Source organism: Shimia marina (assembly GCF_001458175.1).
Taxonomy (GTDB): domain Bacteria; phylum Pseudomonadota; class Alphaproteobacteria; order Rhodobacterales; family Rhodobacteraceae; genus Shimia; species Shimia marina.
The window spans coordinates 422,039-439,764 of the sequence record NZ_CYPW01000006.1 but is presented as its reverse complement, the minus strand read 5'-3'; the positions used below and the strand labels follow the sequence as shown (position 1 = coordinate 439,764).

General features: G+C 55.6%; 21 protein-coding genes. 13 read left to right on the top strand and 8 right to left on the bottom strand.

Annotation, left to right across the window (positions count from 1 at the left end; translation table 11 throughout):
- Positions 1 to 179: 179 nt before the first annotated feature.
- The 4 genes from SHM7688_RS03965 to SHM7688_RS03950 all read left to right on the top strand — a co-directional run bounded on the left by SHM7688_RS03965 (position 180) and on the right by SHM7688_RS03950 (position 3,049).
- Positions 180 to 1,400, top strand: a complete 1,221-nt coding sequence (locus SHM7688_RS03965) for a flagellin N-terminal helical domain-containing protein (protein ID WP_058238686.1) — start codon at positions 180 to 182, stop codon at positions 1,398 to 1,400.
- A gap of 82 nt (positions 1,401 to 1,482) precedes the next feature.
- Positions 1,483 to 1,863 (top strand): flagellar biosynthesis regulator FlaF, encoded by a 381-nt coding sequence (gene flaF / locus SHM7688_RS03960; RefSeq protein WP_058238685.1) that lies wholly within the window; start codon positions 1,483 to 1,485, stop codon positions 1,861 to 1,863.
- On the top strand, positions 1,860 to 2,264 hold the full coding sequence (flbT, locus tag SHM7688_RS03955) for a flagellar biosynthesis repressor FlbT (protein ID WP_058238684.1): 405 nt from the start codon (positions 1,860 to 1,862) through the stop codon (positions 2,262 to 2,264). Before flaF ends, flbT begins: the two co-directional genes overlap by 4 nt.
- Positions 2,261 to 3,049 (top strand): DUF1217 domain-containing protein, encoded by a 789-nt coding sequence (locus SHM7688_RS03950; RefSeq protein ID WP_058238683.1) that lies wholly within the window; start codon positions 2,261 to 2,263, stop codon positions 3,047 to 3,049. Before flbT ends, SHM7688_RS03950 begins: the two co-directional genes overlap by 4 nt.
- Before the next feature lie 142 nt (positions 3,050 to 3,191).
- On the opposite strand, the gene SHM7688_RS03945 is transcribed toward SHM7688_RS03950, so the two are convergent.
- Positions 3,192 to 4,526, bottom strand: coding sequence for a FliI/YscN family ATPase (locus SHM7688_RS03945; RefSeq protein ID WP_058238682.1), 1,335 nt, complete (start codon positions 4,524 to 4,526; stop codon positions 3,192 to 3,194).
- 84 nt (positions 4,527 to 4,610) lie between these two features.
- Here SHM7688_RS03945 and SHM7688_RS03940 point away from each other — a divergent pair, with 84 nt between their 5' ends.
- Genes SHM7688_RS03940 through SHM7688_RS03900 form a run of 9 tightly spaced genes read left to right on the top strand, consistent with a single transcriptional unit; the run spans position 4,611 to position 9,178 of the window.
- Positions 4,611 to 4,994: a FlgB family protein gene (locus SHM7688_RS03940; RefSeq protein ID WP_058238681.1), complete on the top strand. Its 384-nt coding sequence runs from the start codon at positions 4,611 to 4,613 to the stop codon at positions 4,992 to 4,994.
- Between the two features lie 19 nt (positions 4,995 to 5,013).
- Positions 5,014 to 5,400: a flagellar basal body rod protein FlgC gene (flgC, locus tag SHM7688_RS03935; protein ID WP_058238680.1), complete on the top strand. Its 387-nt coding sequence runs from the start codon at positions 5,014 to 5,016 to the stop codon at positions 5,398 to 5,400.
- A 21-nt stretch (positions 5,401 to 5,421) separates the two neighbouring features.
- On the top strand, positions 5,422 to 5,709 hold the full coding sequence (fliE, locus tag SHM7688_RS03930; protein WP_058238679.1) for a flagellar hook-basal body complex protein FliE: 288 nt from the start codon (positions 5,422 to 5,424) through the stop codon (positions 5,707 to 5,709).
- A complete protein-coding gene (locus SHM7688_RS03925) occupies positions 5,709 to 5,978 on the top strand; it encodes a flagellar biosynthetic protein FliQ (protein WP_058238678.1) in 270 nt (89 codons plus the stop codon). Before fliE ends, SHM7688_RS03925 begins: the two co-directional genes overlap by 1 nt.
- Position 5,979: 1 nt before the next feature.
- Positions 5,980 to 6,693: a flagellar hook-basal body complex protein gene (locus tag SHM7688_RS03920; protein WP_058238677.1), complete on the top strand. Its 714-nt coding sequence runs from the start codon at positions 5,980 to 5,982 to the stop codon at positions 6,691 to 6,693.
- 15 nt (positions 6,694 to 6,708) lie between these two features.
- Positions 6,709 to 7,494 carry a flagellar basal-body rod protein FlgG gene (gene flgG, locus SHM7688_RS03915; RefSeq protein ID WP_058238676.1) on the top strand — a complete coding sequence of 262 codons (786 nt, stop codon included), beginning with the start codon at positions 6,709 to 6,711 and terminating at the stop codon, positions 7,492 to 7,494.
- Position 7,495: 1 nt separating this feature from the next.
- Positions 7,496 to 7,918, top strand: coding sequence for a flagellar basal body P-ring formation chaperone FlgA (gene flgA / locus SHM7688_RS03910; RefSeq protein WP_058238675.1), 423 nt, complete (start codon positions 7,496 to 7,498; stop codon positions 7,916 to 7,918).
- A gap of 12 nt (positions 7,919 to 7,930) precedes the next feature.
- Positions 7,931 to 8,662, top strand: a complete 732-nt coding sequence (flgH, locus tag SHM7688_RS03905; RefSeq protein WP_058238674.1) for a flagellar basal body L-ring protein FlgH — start codon at positions 7,931 to 7,933, stop codon at positions 8,660 to 8,662.
- A 12-nt stretch (positions 8,663 to 8,674) separates the two neighbouring features.
- Positions 8,675 to 9,178, top strand: coding sequence for a flagellar basal body-associated FliL family protein (locus tag SHM7688_RS03900; RefSeq protein WP_058238673.1), 504 nt, complete (start codon positions 8,675 to 8,677; stop codon positions 9,176 to 9,178).
- 92 nt (positions 9,179 to 9,270) lie between these two features.
- Here the strand turns inward: SHM7688_RS03900 and SHM7688_RS03895 are convergent, their stop codons facing one another.
- From SHM7688_RS03895 to motA, 7 genes are all read right to left on the bottom strand, one after another.
- A complete protein-coding gene (locus SHM7688_RS03895; RefSeq protein ID WP_058238672.1) occupies positions 9,271 to 9,681 on the bottom strand; it encodes a hypothetical protein in 411 nt (136 codons plus the stop codon).
- Positions 9,678 to 10,763, bottom strand: a complete 1,086-nt coding sequence (locus SHM7688_RS03890) for an EscU/YscU/HrcU family type III secretion system export apparatus switch protein (protein ID WP_058238671.1) — start codon at positions 10,761 to 10,763, stop codon at positions 9,678 to 9,680. The genes SHM7688_RS03895 and SHM7688_RS03890 overlap by 4 nt, the downstream gene beginning before the upstream one ends.
- Positions 10,760 to 11,533 (bottom strand): flagellar biosynthetic protein FliR, encoded by a 774-nt coding sequence (locus SHM7688_RS03885; protein ID WP_058238670.1) that lies wholly within the window; start codon positions 11,531 to 11,533, stop codon positions 10,760 to 10,762. Before SHM7688_RS03885 ends, SHM7688_RS03890 begins: the two co-directional genes overlap by 4 nt.
- Positions 11,533 to 13,560 carry a flagellar biosynthesis protein FlhA gene (gene flhA, locus SHM7688_RS03880; protein WP_058238995.1) on the bottom strand — a complete coding sequence of 676 codons (2,028 nt, stop codon included), beginning with the start codon at positions 13,558 to 13,560 and terminating at the stop codon, positions 11,533 to 11,535. The genes SHM7688_RS03885 and flhA overlap by 1 nt, the downstream gene beginning before the upstream one ends.
- A 63-nt stretch (positions 13,561 to 13,623) precedes the next feature.
- On the bottom strand, positions 13,624 to 14,358 hold the full coding sequence (locus tag SHM7688_RS03875; RefSeq protein WP_083498905.1) for a transglycosylase SLT domain-containing protein: 735 nt from the start codon (positions 14,356 to 14,358) through the stop codon (positions 13,624 to 13,626).
- A gap of 130 nt (positions 14,359 to 14,488) precedes the next feature.
- The gene (locus SHM7688_RS03870) at positions 14,489 to 16,819 is read right to left on the bottom strand and encodes a hypothetical protein (RefSeq protein WP_058238669.1); all 2,331 of its coding nucleotides are present in this window, start codon (positions 16,817 to 16,819) and stop codon (positions 14,489 to 14,491) included.
- Positions 16,816 to 17,685 (bottom strand): flagellar motor stator protein MotA, encoded by an 870-nt coding sequence (gene motA / locus SHM7688_RS03865; protein ID WP_058238668.1) that lies wholly within the window; start codon positions 17,683 to 17,685, stop codon positions 16,816 to 16,818. The genes SHM7688_RS03870 and motA overlap by 4 nt, the downstream gene beginning before the upstream one ends.
- Between the last annotated feature and the right edge of the window lie 41 nt (positions 17,686 to 17,726).

Here is a 17,726-nt window from a genome sequence, read left to right as displayed (position 1 = left end):
GTTTAGGAAAGCCTTAGCACTTCTCCCGCCATGTTGATCCCGCGCTCCAGACGGAGTGGCACCAGTCCAAACGGACAGAAGGTAAATGTCAGAACGACGTTCAGGAGCGCCTCCATAGAGAGGGGCGCAAAATACAACCCGGCGCAAAAGCGCCATATGAAAAGAGATATAGGAAAGCCATGACCAGCCTTCTGACAAACAACGGCGCAATGGTTGCGCTGCAAACCCTGAAATCCGTGAACGCAAGCCTGTCCGAGACTCAGGGCATGATCTCCACCGGTAAAAAAGTGGACAACGCCAAGCAGAACGCAGCTGTTTGGGCCATCTCCAAAACCATGGAATCTGACGTAAGCGGCTTTAAAGCTATCTCCGAGAGCCTGTCTCTGGGTGAATCTACTGTTGCCGTAGCCCGTCAAGCAACTGAGACGGTGAATGACCTTCTGGGTCAGATCAAAGACCGTGTAATCTCTGCAACAGGCGACAACGTGGACCGTGACAAACTGCAGTCCGAAGTTGTCGAACTCCGCAACCAAATTGGTTCTGTTGTAGGCGCTGCGCAGTTCAACGGTTTGAACCTGGTTGACGGTTCTGTAACCCAAACCAACGTTCTGTCTTCGCTTGACCGTGACGCAAGCGGTACCGTGACAGCATCTAACATCACCGTTGCTGCACAGTCTTTGACACGTACTGGCTATGTCGCAAATGATATTTTTGCTGCTGGTGCAACCACTGCTGGCACAAACATCAGTGCTGCGGAAGATCAGTTCTCTTTGTCTCTGGCTGAGGGTGGCGGAACAAACGACATCTTGCTTCAAGATGGTACTAACGCTTGGGCTGCTGGAGATACCATTACCCTTGCAATTGGTGACCAATCTGCAAGCTATACTCTGCAAGCGGGTGATCTTGTTGCTAACACCATTGATATGGTCGCAACTGGTCTTAAGTCTGCAATTGACGAGCTTGGTATCGCGAACTTCGAAGTCACCTATGATCCTGCCGCTGCTGGACAGCTTTCTTTTGAAAACAACAGCACTGAAGCATTGTCTATTAGTGGTTCCTACCAGAACGCGGCTGCGGGTGGACTTGCAGGTCTTGACACGATCGACATTTCCTCTGGCTCGGGCGCGACTTCTGCTCTGTCTGCAATTGAGGGCATGATCCAGAACACCATCGATGCTGGTGCTGCGTTTGGTACTGTTGAAAATCGCATCAGTACTCAGAATGACTTCGTGTCCAAACTGACCGACTCCATGAAATCCGGTATCGGCTCTCTGGTTGATGCGGATATGGAAGAAACTTCTGCACGTCTGCAGGCACTTCAGGTTCAGCAGCAGTTGGCGACACAGTCGCTGTCTATTGCGAACCAGGGTCCACAGCAGCTGCTGTCCCTCTTCCGTTAATGGATCTGGGTGGGGGCGCCGCGCGCGCCCTCACTCCCTCCATTAAATCGCCCGACCGCTCTACTTTTCAGGGAATTCTGACGTGACCCCAAACGTTCTTGCCAAAAAGGCATACAGTCAAGCTTCTGCACCAACCAGAACAGCGGGGAAACTCGAGTATGATGTGATTGCACGCATCACGCACAAACTGAAGGAAGCGGCCAAAAAGGGCAAAAAACGCGGATTTCCGGCATTGGCAGAAGCCATTCATGAAAATCGCCAGCTTTGGAACCTGCTCGCCACGATGGTGGTTGATGCGGACAATGAATTGCCCAAAGAGCTGCGTGCCCAGATTTTCTATCTAGCCGAGTTTACAGATCATCATAGCACCAAGGTGCTGGCGGGCGACGCCAATGTACGCCCCCTTCTTGAAGTCAACACCGCCATCTTGCGCGGTCTTCGAAGCGGAGCAGCAGCAGCATGAGCGGCCTTGTTCTCAAATTGAGCCCCAAAGAGCGGGTTCTGGTCAATGGAGCAGTGATTGAAAACGGCGATCGCCGGTCTCGTCTCTCCATCATGACCCCAAATGCAAATATTCTGCGTCTTCGGGATGCCATTCACCCTGAAGAAGCCAACACGCCGGTGCGCCGTGCCTGTTATTCCCTGCAACTGGTTCTGTCTGGTGATACGGATGCCGATGAAGTGGAACGCACCCTGCTGCGCCATATTGAGGATCTGAGCCAGGTGTTCACCGATCCGGACAGCCGGCGCCAAATCGGCCTTGCCACCGAAGCGGTGATTGGGGGCCGGCACTATCAGGGCCTGAAAGCTCTGCGCGCACTTCTGCCGCGTGAGGAGCGCTTGATGGCGGTGGCACGCCAATGACCTATCAGCCGATTGTCGTAGGCAGTGGTCTTGTTGCATGGAACTTTATGCAGCGGACCATGGAAACGCAGACAACTGCGTTTGAAAACTCTGCCGTGGTGCAACGCGATCTTGACTATTTTGCCGAAAACATCGGTAAGGTGGAGAGCGCGGAAGACCTGGTGAACGACCGTCGGCTGTTGCGCGTGGCGCTGGGCGCGTATGGGCTGGATGATGATCTGAACAACAAGTTCTTTGTGCAGAAAATCCTCTCCGATGGCACGCAGGCGGATGATGCGCTGTCCAATCGACTGGCCGACAAACGCTATCGAGAATTTTCCGAAGCCTTTGGTTTTGGTGATCTTGGCGGGCCCTGGCACAAGACACCGAGTTTTGTGGAAAACATCAAAGAAGATTACCTTGCGCGCCAGTTTGAGACCGCGGTTGGCAATCAGGATGAAAATCTGCGATTTGCTATGAATGCCATGCGCGAGCTGGATGACATTGCCCTCTCTGGTCAGAGTGACAATACTAACTGGTTCACGGTTATGGGCAACCCGCCCCTGCGCAAGGTGTTTGAAACCGCCTTTGGCCTGCCGACCGAATTTGGATCGCTGGATCTGGACAAACAGCTGGATACTTTCCGCGAGCGTCTGGAAGATTTGACTGGCAATGGCGAGATTTCCCAGTTCGTCGGCACCGATACGCGCGAAGCGATTGTGGAGCGGTTTCTGTTGATGTCGGAAATCGGCAATGTCTCTGTGGCCAGCTCTGGCCAGATTGCTTTGACGCTTCTGTCATACTGAGCAAAATTCGCCGGTTGATCCGCAGTAAATTTACGGACGTTTGCCCGATGGGAAACCGACGGGATACAGATGTGATACCGACAGGATACTGACGCTATATTTTGGTTTGAAGGCGCGCTGTGAGGAGCGCGCCTTTTGGGTTTCAGACGCCGCGTGATCCGGCCCGCCGCAGCAGCAGGGTCAGCTTGGCAAAGGCATTCTCAATAGAGGGGCTGGTGCTGTCTGCGAGATAGGTGTCAAGCTCTGGCCAGGCGGCAATGGCCACATCCAGAAGCGGGTCGGAGCCTGACGTGTAAAGCCCGGCGCGGATCATGGTAGCGGATTGCTCATAAGCCCCCAGCAGGCGGCGTGCCTCAGAAATCGCTGCGTTTTCAGTATCTTTGGCGCAATGCGGCAGGCTTCGGGAGACAGAACGCAACAGGTCAACTGCCGGATAGCGCCCGCGCTCCGCAATCTTGCGATCAAGCACAACATGCCCATCCAGAACACCGCGCAAGATATCTGCGATGGGTTCATCCATGTCAGAGCCGGCGACAAGCACGCTGAAAATACCGGTGATGTCCCCTTGTCCGTCCATTCCCGGGCCAGCCCGTTCACAGAGGGACATAATCATATGAGAGGTTGAGGGCGGATAGCCGCGCAAGGCAGGCATTTCGCCAGAGGCAACGGCCACTTCCCGGTGGGCTTCAGCGAATCGCGTGATCGAATCTGCCATGAAAATCACATGCTTGCCCTGATCTCGAAAGTGCTCTGCCACGGTCATGGCCGCCAGCGCGCAACGCCTGCGTACAAGCGGTGACTGATCCGACGTGGCGGCGATCACCACCGACCGTGCCAGCCCTTCAGGCCCCAGAACATGCTCGACAAACTCACGCAATTCGCGCCCCCGCTCCCCGATCAGGGCGATGACTGCGATGTCGCCGGTCATATGGCGCGCAAACTGCCCCATCAGGCTTGATTTGCCGACGCCAGAGCCCGCAAACAGGCCGATCCGTTGCCCTTTGACGATGGGCAGCATGGTATTGAACACGGACATGCCGGTTTCGAGGCGATCCCCCAACGCCCGGCGCGCGGCGGGCGGTGGTGGGCTTGATTTGAGTGGGCGAACCTCACTGCCCCGCAAAAGGGGCTTTCCATCCAAAGGGTTACCATAGGGGTCAATAATTCGCCCGACCCAGGAATTCGCAGGAGCGATTCCGATTTGATCCCGCAAAGAAACGGGATCTCCTATGGAGACTCCGTCAGGAGCATTATCGGGCAACATGGTGATGTCTTTGCCGTGCAGCTGGATCACCTCACCAGAGATTTCCTGCCCCTCGTGAAGCTGCACACGGAGCAAATCTCCGATTCGTGCAACAGTGTTGAGCCCGCGCACGCGCAAAAGGTTCCCTTCGACCGCGCATACACGACCTATGTCTTTGATTGGGCGTACTCTTTCAAGTTCCGCGCCCAGGCATTCTAGCTCCAAAGCGTTCATTGGTTTCTCCAATCTACCTACGAAACACTTTCTAAAGGAATCAGGGTTAAGCCTTGATTTAAGTTGTTCGAGGGAGAAACCCCGATGTTCAAATCGTTGGATGTCTTTAAAACGGCACACGCCATGGCTCAGCACGCTGCGACCCGTCAGGTCGTTGTGTCTCAAAATATGGCAAATGCAGATACGCCTGGTTATCAAGCGCAGGACATCACGCCTTTCAAAGAGGTGTTTCGCAATGATGGCAGCGCCAAAACGATGCGCGCAACCCGTTCCGGCCATCATGGCCACAGCCTGGAAGCTTCCGCGCTGAACCCAACCCTCACTACCGCAGAAGTATCTCCCAACGGCAACAGCGTGTCGCTGGAAGAGGAAATGCTGAAGGCGGTTGAGGTCAAGCGCCAGCACGACCGCTCCATGGCGATTTACAAATCATCGCTGACTGTCCTGCGCACCGCGCTTGGACGATAAGACAGAAAGTCCCAGACAAATGAGTGATCTCGGCTCTGCATTAAGCATCACCTCCTCTGGCCTGCGCGCACAGGCCGCGCGCCTGCGCCACGTTTCGGAGAACATAGCCAACGCCGATACCCCAGGGTATCAGCGTAAAACCGTTCGTTTTGAAGCGGATACAGGGGCGCGTGACGGCAGTGTCATGGTTGGCCCCGTTCAGTTGGATCGCAGTGAAGGCACCAAAGTCTTCGATCCATCGCACCCGATGGCAGATGCGACCGGCAACTATTTCAGTTCCAATGTCGACATGATCATCGAGATCGCAGACGCGCGCGAAGCGCAGCGTAGCTACGAAGCCAATCTAAAAATGTTCGATCAAACCCGACAGATGTCGTCCTCTTTGATGGAACTCTTGAGAAAGTAAACTTAGCCTAGGAGACCCAGAATGGATGTCCGCACAGTACTGGCCGCACAGAAATACACGGCCTCCAAACCGGCAACAGGGCCGGCCGAAAACGGGCAGGGCGGCAACGTCTTGCTTGGGCTTGCAAAAGACTTTGCAACCACTCTGCAAGAGAGTGAGCAAGTGTCCATGCAGGCCATGACCAGCAAAGCAGATCCGCACACTTTGGTTCAAGCTCTGGCACAGACAGAGCTGGCGGTGGAAACCGCTGTGACCGTGCGCAACAAGGTTGTGGAAGCCTATCAAGAAATCCTGCGCATGCCGGTCTGATGCTTGATCAAGCCATCTTCTTTGACACTCTGCGCCAGGGGCTCTGGGTCGCCGTGATGATTTCCACGCCGATCCTCGCCGTGGCTCTGATTTCAGGTGTCGCCGTTGGCTTGTTCCAGGCGCTCACCTCCATCCAGGAAATGACACTGACGTTCGTGCCAAAGGTGCTTTCGATTGTCATCGTCTTCTGGGCCACCATGGGGTTCATGAGCCAGTCACTTGTCGCATTTTTTCAAAATCAAATCATACCCTTAGTCGCCGGAGGCTAATATGGATAACGCAGGTTACACAACATTGACCCGCCAATCGGGCCTGAAGCGGGAAATGACGGTTCTGGCAAATAACATCGCCAATGCCGCAACCACAGGGTATCGCGCCGGTGGCATTACTTTTTCGGAATTTATCAAGTCTGCGCCGGGTACGGAAAGTATCTCCATGGCGACAGCCAATGTGCAGACCACATTGCTCAGCCAAGGGGCACTTAAGAAAACCGGCGGATCATTTGATTTTGCCATCGAAGGCACCGGTTTCTTTATGGTTCAGACACCAGAGGGCGAGCGGCTGACGCGTGCAGGTGCCTTTACCCCAAATGAGAATGGCGATCTGGTCAACATGGACGGCCATCTGGTTTTGGATGGGGGTGGCGCGCCAATTTTCATTCCTCCAGATGCCAAAAGCGTGGATGTGTCTTCTGATGGCACGTTCAGTGTTGACGGGCAGCCCTTTGCGCAGATTGGTCTCTATCGTCCGACCAACCCGTTGGATCTGAAGCGGGAAACCGGAGTTTTGTTTGACGCGCCAGATGGTGTTGAGCCGGTAGAAGAGGGGCGCGTGCTTCAGGGATTTCTGGAGAGCTCCAATGTGGATCCTATCTTGCAAATGGCGCGCATGATTGATGTGCAGCGCGCCTATGAGATGGGGCAAACCTTTCTTGAAAACGAACACAGCCGCATTCGCGACGCTGTTAAAACCTTTGTCCGATAACGAGAGGATACCAACATGCGTGCCCTGACGATTGCAGCCACCGGTATGAGCGCACAGCAATTGCGCGTTGAGACCATTTCCAACAACCTCGCCAATATGTCGACCACTGGCTATAATGCGCGGCGCGCCGAATTTGCCGATCTGCACTATCAGCAGGTCTCACGCGCCGGGGCGATCAGCTCTGCGGATGGCTCTGTTTTGCCCACCGGTATTCAGGTCGGTCTGGGGGTGCGTCCTTCGGCGATTTCCGTGCAACTGGAACAGGGCTCCCTGTCCAACACGGGCGGGGATCTGGATGTTGCCATTGAAGGCAAGGGCTATCTGGAAGTCACCATGCCGTCTGGCCAATCCGCCTATACCCGTGATGGGGGGCTTAAGCGCAGTGCCGATGGGCTGATTGTGACCTCAGATGGCTATCCTGTTGCGCCGGAAATCACCATTCCAGAAGATGCGACCAGCATTTCCATCAATGGCGACGGTGAGGTTTATGCCTTCTTCCGGGACAGTCCTGATGCGGAGTTGCTGGGACAGTTCACCATGGCCAGCTTTGCCAATGCCAAAGGCCTAGAGGCGATTGGCAGCAATATGTTCCTTGAGACCGAGGCCTCCGGTGCGCCCACCGTTTCTTCACCCGGGGAAGATGGGCTGGGCACCCTGCGTCAGGGGTATCTGGAAGACAGCTCTGTGGATGCGGTGCGCGAGGTGACCGAGTTGATTGAGGCACAGCGCGGGTATGAGTTGAATGCCAAAGTGATCACGGCCGCCGACCAGATGATGGCCGCCACGTCGCAGGTGCGTTGATATGAAAAAGGCCCTTCTGTTTCTCATCTCTCTTTGTATGGCCGCGCCAGCATGGGCGGAAATTGTGGTCGCGACCACGACCATTCGCGCCAATACGATCATCGAGCCGGGCGCAGTGGGGCTCAAAAAAGGCGATGTTGCCGGTGTGCACAGCGATCTGGAGGCCGTGATTGGCCTGGAAGCGCGCAAAGTGCTCTATCCGGGGCGGCCTGTGCGCATTGGCGATGTTGGCGCGCCGGCCTTGGTCGAACGCAATCAGATCGTCCTGCTGAAGTTCAACACATCTGGGCTCACCATAGAAACCGAAGGTCGTTCGCTGGCCCGCGCCGGTGAGGGAGAACGTCTGCGGGTGATGAACCTGAATTCGCGTACCACCGTGACCGGCATTGTGCTGCCTGATGGCAGTGTCAAAGTCTCAAACTAAAGGGAAAGAATCGTGCGATTTATTTCTGCTCTTCTTGTACTATCTGCGCTGGCACTGTCCGGCTGTGCCCGGACAGATCACATTGGCAAAGCGCCGAGTTTTACCCCGACAACCAACAATCAAGAGCACTATGCGATGATGAATCCGCCGCTGCCCACGCAGGCCAGCGTTTCCCGTCGTTCGGATACGGCTTCGCTATGGAGCCGCAATCGACAGTCGCTTTTGGGGGATCGCCGCGCCGCGTCGCGGGGGGACATCCTGACCGTTGTGATTGAAGTGGATGAAAAGGCGCAGATCGACAATGAGAGCGAGCGCAATCGCAGCGGGTCAGAGACGTTGAGCGTGCCGCAATTGATTGGTCTGCCACAGCGGTTGAACAGCAAGCTGCCGGATGGAGCTACCACGGATCCGCTTGTGGATCTGAGCTCGGACAGCAAAAGCAGCGGTGATGGGTCTGTCAAACGTAGTGAAAAGTTGACGCTTCGGGTGGCCGCAACGGTGGTGGATGTTCTACCAAACGGGGTTCTGGCCATTCAAGGTACCCAAGAATTGCGGGTGAACTTTGAGCTGCGTGAACTGCTGGTGTCAGGCTATGTGCGCTCTGAAGATGTGTCCCGCCAGAACGAAATCACCTTCGACAAAATAGCGTCTGCGCGTGTGTCTTATGGCGGGCGGGGTCAGATTACCGATATGCAACAGCCACGTGTGGGACAGCAGGTTCTTGATGCTGTTCTGCCGTTCTGATCGAGGCCAGGAATGAAAAAACTACTCCCTATAATTCTGCTTCTTGTAGGTGTTGGCGGTGGCGTTGGGGCTGGGCTGGCACTGCGCCCGGAGCCTACGCCGCCTCCCGCCGAAGAACATATGGCAGAGACTGATGAAAAAGCCGCCACCAAGACGGAAAAGCCCTCTAAGGAAGAGGGCCCGCCAAGCGGACGTGAATATGTGGATCTGAACGATCAGTTCATCATTCCAGTGGTGGATGATGATGCGGTGTCATCGCTTATTCTGGTCACCTTGACCCTTGAAGTGGACTCAGGTGAACGCGAATCCATCTATCAAGCGGAGCCAAGAATTCGCGGCGCGCTTTTGCAGACGATGTTTGACCATGCCAATGCGGGTGGTTTCCATGGCGCTTTCACCAATTCCAGCAAGCTGGAGCCCCTGCGTCGCACCTTCTTGGAAGTGGCTCAGAACGTGTATGGAGACGAAATTTCCGACGTGTTGATTATTCAGATCACACGTCAAGATGTCCCGTAAACCGGGACATAACATAGCGCGCAGAAAGCGCGATTGCCTACGGTGAAACTGTAGAAAACCTGTTGCGCTCCACATGTTTGTGGAGCGCTTTTTTATCCAAAGCTCAATTTGGTTTCCAGAATGGAAGTGACTTGTTGCGTGCGACGGGTTTGCAGGCGTGTCAGCTCAGCCTCTTTCAGGAGCTTTTCCATCACATCAGCTTTGCCAAAGTGTTTTTGAAGTTCCTGAAAAGCCATCTCTTTGCGCACAAGCACATTGGCCAGCTGCTGATTGAGGATCTTGCGGTTGCGCCCGATCCAATTGTTCCAGGCCAAGTCACCGCCGGTGAGACGCAACGTGGCGTCTGTTTGCATGGTGTCACGGCTGGATTTTTCCTGATCCGCCAGGTCACTGAGCAGGCCACGCAGCTTATTCTCCTCTGCCTGAATCGCTTGCATTTCTGCCTGTGCTTTTTGGTAGCGCGCCTGTGTGATCACGTTCAGGTCTTTGAGGTCTTGTGTCATACCATGCCTTTCGCACGTTTGCGCATTGCATCTGCAAACCGGATGGCTGCGGCCACGGAGCGGTATTGATCAGACGGAATCTCCTGTCCGATTTCAACAACCGCATGCAGCGCGCGGGCGGTTGGCGGATCTCTGTGGATTGGCACCGCCGCCTCTTGTGCAACTTCGCGAATGCGCGCGGCGATCTCATCCACACCTTTGGCCACGCAAACCGGCGCTTCACCCGGCAGGCGGGACCATTTCAGAGCAACGGCATAATGGGTTGGGTTCACAACAATCACATCAGCGTCCGGAACATCGGCCAGCATCTGGTTCATGGCAATTTCCTGCCCCTTCTGACGGCGGTGTTGTTTCATATGTGGATCGCCTTCGGACTCCTTCTGCTCGTCGGTCATTTCTTTGCGCGTCATCATGTTCTTGCGAATGTGTTCGGCGCGCTGCCAGAAGTAGTCGATGGTGGCGATGATGGCGGAGACGATGATAACGATCATCAAGAACTCCAGCATCAAACGGCCAAGCAGGGCTGGGACCATCATCGCATCGAGCTGAATGGCGGAAGCCATTTCGGCCATGCGGAATTTTAAAAAGAAACCTAGGCAAATCGAATAGGTCACCAGTTTGGTGAAGCTTTTGGCAAACTCAAACAATCCATTGCGGCCGTATTTGTTCTTGGCGTTTGATATCGGATTGATGCGCGATAACTTGGGTTGCAGTTTGGAGGGTGTCACAAGGAATGCGTTTTGAGCCAGAATGCTCAGGATTACCGCAATCATGGGCACGGCAAACCAGGGGGAAATGGCGGTGATGGTTTCCAACATGATGCCGCCGAGCGGTGTGGACGGGTTCCCTTCAAACACCAGAGGCGCAAGCGAGTCGGCCTGATCCAGAAGCACCATGAGCCCGTTGCCTGCCGCGGAAATGGTGCCCGCGCCAACGGCAATGAAGGCCAAGGTGATGCCCAGATAGCTTGCCGCCACCGACACATCCATGGATTTGGCGATTTCGCCTTTCTTGCGCGCCTCATCCAGCTTGTGCTGCGTCGGCTCATAGAACTTTTCGCTGTCGTCTTCTTGTCCGCTCATCTCAGGCCCTCAATCGGGTTGATCATGAAGCTTTGCAAAGCGCCCCACCACAGGGTCAAAAGTGCGGGCGCGACAAGAAACAGAATGAAAAGACCGCCAGCGGTGATCAGGGGCGCACCAACAAAGGCCACCATCAGCTGTGGCATGGCGCGGTTGATGACGCCCAGCATCAGATTGTAGAGCGCGGAAATGATCACAAAGGGCGCGGCCAGCCGGAAGGCCATGGAAAAAGCAGCAGAAACCTGTGGCACGCCCCATTCCGTCATGACTTCGACCACCGGGAAAACACCTGCGGGGAAAATGATATAGGAGCCAATCAGATAACGGGCGACATAGACATGCAGCCCCATTGTGACGGCGAGCGCGAGCCCAGCCAGGACCAAAACATTGCCAATGGCGGGCAGAGGCTCACCGGAGGCCCCGCCCAGAAGCTGTGCCAATGAGGTGGATTGACCGGCAATCGTGCCAGCGGTCTGCAGCGCCATGACAAACATACGAATGCTGACACCGATCAGCAGCCCGGTCAGCCCTTCGGTGACGGTGTAGCGCGCGACCGCATGAAAACTGGGTGGAATGGTTTCAAACGTTGGCACCGCAGGGGCCACGATGGCAGTAAAGGCCACCGCCAGACCGATTTTGACACGTGGCGGAACAGATGTTTCGCCAAAGGCGGGCAAGACAGAGACCGCCGCGCCCACGCGCAAGAACACCAGAAAGCCGTGCCAGAGCACGGCTTCGGTGATGTTTAGGACGGCGAGGGCGTTTTCCATCAGGCAGTGACCACTCCAACCAGAGAGGGGCGGGCATCCAAGCCGATCTCTTCGAAGGAAAGAACCGGATTTGTGATGCCCTTTGCACTGAGCACGGTGCGCAGAAAGCGCCGACGTCGCGTGGAGGTCACGAGGGCAGCAAAAATTCCGCTGTTGCCGGCTTCTGACATGCGGTCGGCGATGGATTGTGCCAGCGAGTTGAAGACATCAGGTGGCAATGCAACATCCATGCCTCCCGCCTCGCCATCAATTTGATAGGTGGCAAATGTGTCTTCCCATTCTGGTGCCAATTGTACGAGCGGAATGGTGCCATCTTCGCGTTTGAGATCGGAAATGAGCTGGAAGCCCAGCCGCTGGCGCACATGTTCACAGATCGCATCCGGCATGACGCTGACATGGCGTGCCTCGGCGATGGACTCCAGAATTAGGGGAATGTTGCGGATGGAGACTTGTTCATCCAGCAGCATGCGCAGGATGCGATGCAGCAGATCCAGCGGCACTTTGTCTGGTACAAATTCATCCATCATGCGGCGGTTGGCTTCGGCGCGGATGGGGTCAGAGAGGTTGACCATTTCATCAAGAATGCGACGCAGGGCCTTGAAGGTCAGCAGGCGGCCGAAATTCATCTTGATGGTTTCCAGCAGGTGCGTGGCCAGCACTTCGCCCGGGGTGACAATCGTGATTCCAGAGAGAGCGGCCTGCTCCTGAGCTTTGCTGTCAATCCAGCGCGCGGGTGCGCCATAGACCGGCTCAGAGACATCCTCTCCAAACGGCAGGGCATCAGGTGTGTCACCGGCAAGGGCCAGAACCTTTTCGGGCTCAAGCCGGTCGCGCACCTGCTCTACGCCTTGAATGCGGATGGTGTAGGTGCCATTGGGCAGAGAGGGTTCGTCCGTCAGACGGATTTCGGGCAGAATCAACCCAAATGTCGAGGCCACATGGGTGCGCATGTTTGTGATCCGCGCATCCAGCCCGGCACCGGGATCCAACACCATATTGACCAGATCTGTGGCGAATTCCACATGGATGTCGTCGAGATCCAGCACGTCCCCGATAGGCTTGTCCCTTGGCAGTACAGGGGCTTCTTCTTCCAGCTCAGGCAGGTCGCTTTCCTGTTTTTTATTGCGTTGCAGGTAGTAGGCGGCCGCGCCCAGGGTGGCCCCGCCTGCAATAAACGGGATGAATGGGAGGCCGGGAACCAATGCAAAGAGCACCATAAGAACCGCCACGGTTGCGATGGCAGGAGGGTAATTGCCCAGTTGCTTCATCAGCGTGAGATCGGTGGATCCAGTGGTGCCGCCACGGGCCAGCAAAAGCGCCGATGCGATAGAGATGATAACCGCCGGGATCTGCGTGACGAGTCCATCACCAACAGTCAGGATGGCGTATGTTTCAAAGGCCTGTCCAAGGGGCATGCCATGTACGGCCGCGCCCATAATCAATCCCATGACCAAATTGAGCAGGGTGATCAAAAGGCCGGCAACTGCATCGCCCTTTACAAATTTCGAGGCACCATCAAGGGAACCGAAGAAGGTGGTCTCCTGTTGCTCGCGCTCACGGCGGGCTTTGGCCTCGGCGTGGTCGATCGCGCCTGCGGACATATCGCTGTCGATGGCGAGCTGTTTGCCGGGCATCCCATCAAGGGCAAAGCGCGCGCCAACTTCGGCCATACGCGTCGCGCCTTTGTTGATGACCATGAAGTTCACGATCAGCAGCACACAGAATACCACAAGGCCCAGAAAGACGCTGCCGCCCATGACGAAATTGGCGAAGCCTTCGATCACATCCCCTGCGGCATTGGTGCCGGTATGACCCTGACCAATGATCAGTTTGGTGGAGGACACGTTGAGCGACAGCCGCAGCATCAGTGAGGCCAGCAGGATGGTTGGGAAGGCGGAGAAATCGAGCGGGCGTTCAATGAAGAGCGTCACGGTAAAGATCAGGATGGCCAGAGCGAAAGACCCGGCCAGTCCGATGTCCAAAACCCAGGAGGGCATGGGCAGGATCATCATGACGATGATCGCCATCAAGGCCAGCGCCAACAAAATGGTTGGGCTGAAGAGTGTTTTGATCGTTTGCGGGGTCACAGATCAGCCTCCATTGGCGAGGAAAGGGCGTGCGGAACCGGAGGAGCGCGGGACCAGGGACCCCATCACGCCTGCGCTTTGTCCGCGCTGCAGAAGCGGAAAATTATTTTCGTGCACAACGGTGGCCGTGCGCACGAGCGGTTTGGTTTTACGGGCCGGTGTCACGGGCATGGCGCCAGGATCCGGCAAGTTAGCGATGATTTTCTTGAAACGCGCTTTGTACTTTTCAGCGTATTTCGGTGTGCGAGAATGGTATGCGGCGGCGGCATCATGCCAATTGTTGGTCTCCGCATAGAGGCGTGAGAGAAAATCGGCAGCGTAACGTGCATTGGCGATGGGTTCGAACATATGTTCGATGTCAGTGAAGTTTTGGCCGTGCCAGCGATAGTTCAGCTGAAAACACCCAACATCAAAACTCCGAGCACCCGCTTTGAAATGGCTTTTGGCGTAGTTCAGCGCCTCTTGTCTGGAGTTGAACCAGACGCCCTTGCCTTCCATATTAACCGTCCACGGCCATGGCGCCAGAACCCCATTTGAGCGACGTCCGGTTTCTGTTCGGGTGATGGCAAGCAGGACATTGGCGGGCACGCCGGTTTCATTGGCAACGATACGGGCCACGCGATCACAGGTTTCAGGCCCGCCACCACTGGCCGACGCTGCTTGAGATCCATCTCCGAGGATGACGCAGGCCAGCGTCAAGGATCCCAGCCGTGAAAAGGACTTCAGAGAGTCGCGCATAAAGAATCGCAACGCTCTGAAAACGTTCTGTTTTATCATACCGATAGCTTTCTGCCCCAGTTTGGGTTCAAGCTATCGGGCGTTTCTTTACATTTGGTAACCGACGGTCACCCTATTGGTGAGAAGGTAATCAGGATGAGGGGTCTGAAAGTGTGTGCCAGTTCAGAATCTCATCCACCACACTGCGGATTTCGGAGCTGCCTTCCAACAGGGAGCGGTTTTCTGACAGCATGCCTTGGGTCACGCGCTCAAGCGGGTCTTCTCCCTCAGCCGTGCCCTCAGTTTGCTCTGCGAAGAGCGTGGAGGCTTGACGATAAACTTCGGTTTCTGAGGCGGCCAGGGCCTGTAGATTGCCGCCGAGCCAGTTTTCGGCTTCGGCTTCGGCCTCATCGCCCAGCTCCGCAAGCAGGCTTGCCGCTATTTCATGATCACCTGACAAGGAACGTGCCTTTGCGCGCAGCCGATTGGCCTCTGGGCTATCCATGCCCATCAGTTCAGCTTCCGCGCGCCGCGGAAGCGCATCAGCCAGTGCCACGCGGGCTTTCAGAAGACGCTTCTTGTCATTTGCGCTTGCATTTTGCGCAGCTTGTAGCAGGCGGCGTGTTTCCCCCACAAAGCCCAGATCAAAGAGCTTATGTGCCAAAGCAAGAGCTGTGTCGGGTTTGATGCGTCCTGGCTCAGAAAGCTTCTGAGCCAAGGTATAGGAAATAATGTCAAAATCTTCGGAGTGTTCGATCACAGCATTGGCCAGACGGTTGCGAATCTCCACCGCGTGTTCTGCGCCATCACGGTCTTCGATTTCCGCCACGATGGCAAAGGCTGTTTCGAAGTCCTTATCCAACATCCGCGCCAAAGCGTGCGCGCGGCGCAGTGATGGCCCCATGGCCCCGCCTTTGTGTTCAACCGCAAGTGCGCCCACCAGTGCGATGGTGTCTGAGGCAGGGGCAACACCCTGTTGTAGATGAGAATCCACGAGATCAATGATTGCCAGTGTTGCCATGTCGGAATTTTCAGTGGCGAGCTCTGTCAAGGCTTCGGTGGCCTCTTCGGTTTTTCCCATCTCCGCATCCAGCGTTGCTTTGGCGAAGTCAAAGTTTGCCGCCGGTGTTGAATTGGCACGGGCGATTGCGTTTAGCACCAAGGTCGCGCTCTCGGTGTCGCCTTGTTCCACAAAGTGATTGCTCAGTTTGGGGCCGAGATATTCGCGCAGGTGGCGTGGCATGGCCGCCAGCCCGTCCATCGCACCTTTTGCGGCGCTTTCCCCTGTCAGAGGTTCTCCGGCAAGGGCGGCCCAGAGAGCGACGTGACCGGAACAATGGCCTTGATTGGCAAATGCGTGACCTTCTTCAGGCAAGGGCTCGCCATCAACGATGAAGGCCATCGCTTCCAGAATGTCGCTGTGGCCCGATTTCGGCAGAAGATCCAGTGCTTGCAGCGCTTCCGCGCCAAATGTGTAATGAATGTAGAGTTTGGCGAGCTGTTCCAGAGCCTCGTCGTTGGTCCGGTCAAACTCTCCCACCAGATTTTGACGCAAAGCGGCCAGTTCTTCGATGAAGGTCCGATCTCCACTCCACGATGCTATATTTACGGCTGCATCGGGCAGACAGGTGCCGACACCTCGCTGGCCACTCAAAAGGGCGGCGATGTCGCGGCCCACTTCGTCGATCACGTTGTAGGCGACGATGTTCAGATCTTTGCCGTCCATACCAATTGCGGCTTGCGGCGGCACGTGGTCTGTTTTGACCACAGATGCGCCTGGTGTTTTGAATTGTTCACCTGCGGCGAGCTCTGTCGGCGTAGTGTCTGGCAGCACTGGAATAGGTTGTGCATCCAAAAGCCGCTGCGTGGCGGCACGGTCCACTTGTTTGATCAGATCCTGACGCAGCGCGGTCACATTGGTTTTGCGTGTCACGAAGTTTTCCAGTGCCAGAAGGCCGGAAAAGTCAGGCTTGGGAGAGGGCTCCTGCTCTGGAACGGGCGCAGTTGTGACGGGCTTGGCGGCTTCCAGAGATGAAAAGCGGAAGATGCGCTGAGGCTCTTCGGTGGGCACGGCCTCCCCGAAAGAAAGCGGGATCTGTGGCAGATCATCCTGCTCCGGCGGAAGGCCTTCGCGGATATCAAAAATCACATAGCGCTCGTTGTAGGGAATTGAAACAATGCGACAGTCGCAGGCAAGTTGCAGTTCCACTTCGCCAGCCTGATCATCTGTGACCACATTGGCCAGCCGCGTCCGCGGGATGCGGTCGAAAATGCGGGAGGTTCGCAAATTGAGGTCATCGCCCTCAATTTTGATCCGATAAGTGGTGCCGCGACCGGTGATTGTCCAATCGGTATCAGCTGATGGCAAAGTTGCCACCAGCCGTGTGAAATCCTCATGCTCCCCGGACCGGAAGAGCACATCCTGTGCCTGTGCCGTCGTAGCGGCTGCAACAATCGGTAGGGCCAGCAGGAGTGGTTTCATGCTGCTTCTTTCTTCACTTCTTTAAGAGCTTCTTCCAATTCCGCAAATTGCGGTCTGTTGTGAGCGGGCGTGTTTTGGCGACCAACTTCGATACAGATATTGGGAGAGTGGTTGTGCAGGTTTGCGATCAAGACTTCGCGGATCAACTGATAAAAATGCGCGTCTTCTTCTACGATGCCTTTGATTTTGGAGGCAAAAGGACCGACCAGACCATAGGCCAAGAAAACGCCGAGGAAGGTGCCTACAAGCGCGCCGCCAATCATCTTACCCAGAACTTCCGGTGGCTGATCGATAGAGCCCATGGTTTTAATCACACCCAAAACCGCGGCCACGATGCCCAGTGCGGGCAGGGCGTCAGCCAGAGATTGCAAAGCATGCGGGGAATGCATGGCGTGGTGAAAATTGGCCTCGATGCGCTTTTCCAGCACTTCCTCCACCTGATGCGGGTCATCGTAGTTCATCGATGCAGAGCGCATGGTGTCGGAAATCAGATTCACGGCTTCTTTGTCAGCCTGAATTTTTGGATAGCGTTGGAAGATCGAAGACTCTTCAGGGTTTTCGATGTGCTCTTCAATGGCGACCGGATTTTTTCTGGCTAATCGTATGAGCTCAAAGAGCAAACACAGCAGATCCTGATAGTCCTGTGGCTGCCATTTTGTGCCTTTGAAGACTTTGCCCAGATCTTTGAGCGTGTGTTTCACTGCGGCGGCGTCATTGGACAGCAGAAATGCCCCTACGCCGGATCCGCCAATGATGATCATCTCAAATGGCAGGGCTTTCATAATGGGGGCGAGACTACCACCGGCAAGAGCGTAACCACCCAAAACCATGATGAAAACGACTGCAATGCCGATAATACTGATCATGGAATCGTACTCCTAATTGCGTTCCTCAGAGACCTTACGAG